Source organism: Streptomyces sp. NPDC002130, assembly GCF_040296465.1.
GTDB lineage: Bacteria > Actinomycetota > Actinomycetes > Streptomycetales > Streptomycetaceae > Streptomyces.
In genome coordinates this window covers 1-2,034 of record NZ_JBEOXI010000616.1, presented here as the reverse complement: position 1 = coordinate 2,034, position 2,034 = coordinate 1, and the positions used below count along the sequence as shown (strand labels likewise).

Below are 2,034 nucleotides of genomic sequence, written 5' to 3'. Positions count from 1 at the left end.
GAACTCACCGACACGGTCCTTGGCCGGCAGAAAGACCAGCGTGACCGATTACGACGATCTCGACATGTTCGGTGGCCTCGACGCCTCCTCCCTGCCGCTCCGCCAGCAGCAGATTCTGATGACCATCCGGGATCTCGTGGCTGCCAACGGGTGCACGCCGAGCACGCGGCAGATCGGAGACGCGGTTGGTCTGCGCTCGACGTCGACGGTGTCCAAGCACCTCAAGAGTCTCGAAGAGAAGGGCTTCCTCCGTAGGGGAGCAGCCATGGCTCGGCAGTTGGACGTGCGGCCGTTCCTCGCAGGCGCGAAGGAACCGTCGTCGTCGAACACCGTGACGGTTCCGGTGGTCGGTGACATTGCCGCCGGCGCGCCGATCCTCGCGGAGGAGCACACCGACGAGGTGCTGGCGCTTCCTCGCGAGCTCGTCGGTTCCGGCACGGTATTCGGGCTTCGGGTGCGTGGTGAATCGATGGTCGACGCAGCTATCTGCGACGGAGACGTCGTCGTGGTGCGCCGTCAGGACGAGGCCCACTCCGGCGAGATCGTCGCCGCGATGATCGACGGCGAGGCCACCGTGAAGGTGCTCCGGCGCCGCGACGGTCACGTGTACCTCGAACCCCGCAATCCCGCATACAGCGTCATCGACGGCGATCGCGCGGCCATCCTGGGCAAGGTCGTTTCCGTGATGCGACGTATCTGAGGGGTGTCCGGTCTCAGCGGCGATTGGCGCGGGGACCGTTGTATTCCTCATCGGTGACTTTGTCGCCCCATGTCGTTTCGGTGCTTCCGTCGCCGGGTCCTTCCCACAGTGCAAGGTGGCTCATGAAACGGTCGGGTGCTGCGCCGTGCCAGTGTTCCTCTCCCGCCGGGGTATAGACGGTCTCACCCGGGTGTAGTTCGACGATCTCGCCGCCGCGAGCTTGAACCAGCGCGGTCCCGGAGACGATGTGAAGGGTCTGTCCGAGGGAGTGGGAATGCCAGTCGGTTCGCGCACACGGTGCAAAGCGAACCATGTTGGCGCGCATCCTCGACGGCTCCTGGCCGGCATAGATGACGTCCCACCAGACGTCGCCGGTGAACCAGTCGCCGGGTGCCTTGCTGGTGGGCTGGGGCTTCAAGATTTCCATGAGGTCTCCTCGGAATCGAAAGGGCCGGTTCAGTTCTGCGTCAGCGGAATCCGTAGGCCGAGCGAACGTACAGTTGGTTGTCGGCACGGACGACCCAAATCGCGACGTACGGCCTTGCGGTGCCGTCGCGGCGGTTAGAGGAGATCTGCAATTCCTCGGCACCGCCGATCTTGGTCAGTTCAGCCTCGGTCCACGAGTGCGCCATCTCGAATTCCATTCCTCGGTTCGAATTGCTTTGTGGGACTTCGCGTTCTCGTGGACGGGACGATCAGTGCGAGGGCGATGACGAGACAAGCGGCGAGCAGGGCGGTTCCTGCAGTGAGAGCCGTGGACACGTGATCGGTGAGTGCCGTTGCAGCGTCGTCGGCAGAGGATCCGGCTCCTGACGAGACCGCGACGAGTACGCCGAGTCCGAGAGCGCTGCCCAGTTGGTGTGCAGTGTTGACCAATCCTGATGCGGCACCGGCATCCTCGGCCTTTACCCCGGAGATCCCGGCAGAAGTCAGTGGGGCGAAAGCCAACCCCTGACCGGCGCCGATCAAGATCATCGGAAGTGCTATCGCCGTGAGGTACGTGCTGCCGGGATGGACCAGACTGAGCCACGCCATCCCGGTTAGGGTGACGGCAATGCCAACCGACAGAATTGTGGAATTTCCGAATCGCGGTGTCAGTCGCGGAATAAGCATCGCCACAGCAAAATTGACGATCGTCATCGGGAAGAACGCGATGCCTGCTTGGAACGCGCTGAAGCCCATGACGCCTTGGAGTAGCTGAGTCGTGAAGTAGAAGAATCCGATCATGGCACCCAGATAGAGTATTCGGGCGGCATAAGCGCCGGATCGCTCCCGGCTACGGAACAACCGCAGTGGCATGATCGGCTGCTCCGCTCTCGCTTCGTTGAGGAAGA

At 63.1% G+C, this 2,034-nt stretch carries 4 protein-coding genes; 1 reads left to right on the top strand and 3 read right to left on the bottom strand.

Annotated features, from left to right (window positions below):
- Nucleotides 1–40 precede the first annotated feature (40 nt).
- Complete coding sequence (lexA, locus tag ABT116_RS43555; protein ID WP_351646323.1) at nt 41–700, top strand: transcriptional repressor LexA; 660 nt, start codon at nt 41–43, stop codon at nt 698–700.
- A gap of 13 nt (nt 701–713) precedes the next feature.
- On the opposite strand, the gene ABT116_RS43550 is transcribed toward lexA, so the two are convergent.
- The 3 genes from ABT116_RS43550 to ABT116_RS43540 all read right to left on the bottom strand — a co-directional run.
- Entirely contained in the window at nt 714–1,127 is a 414-nt protein-coding gene (locus ABT116_RS43550) for a (R)-mandelonitrile lyase (RefSeq protein ID WP_296552662.1), read from the bottom strand.
- A gap of 40 nt (nt 1,128–1,167) precedes the next feature.
- On the bottom strand, nt 1,168–1,344 hold the full coding sequence (locus tag ABT116_RS43545; protein ID WP_351646320.1) for a DUF2255 family protein: 177 nt from the start codon (nt 1,342–1,344) through the stop codon (nt 1,168–1,170).
- Nucleotides 1,307–2,034 (bottom strand): MFS transporter (locus tag ABT116_RS43540; protein ID WP_351646318.1); only part of this gene is annotated, 728 nt, incomplete at its 5' end. The genes ABT116_RS43545 and ABT116_RS43540, both read right to left, overlap by 38 nt.

What these genes read in the sequence shown, in the direction of transcription:
- ABT116_RS43550 (WP_296552662.1), bottom strand. Translation starts at nt 1,127, where the DNA reads ATGGAAATCTTGAAGCCCCAGCCCACCAGCAAGGCACCCGGCGACTGG.
- ABT116_RS43545 (WP_351646320.1), bottom strand. Translation starts at nt 1,344, where the DNA reads ATGGAATTCGAGATGGCGCACTCGTGGACCGAGGCTGAACTGACCAAG.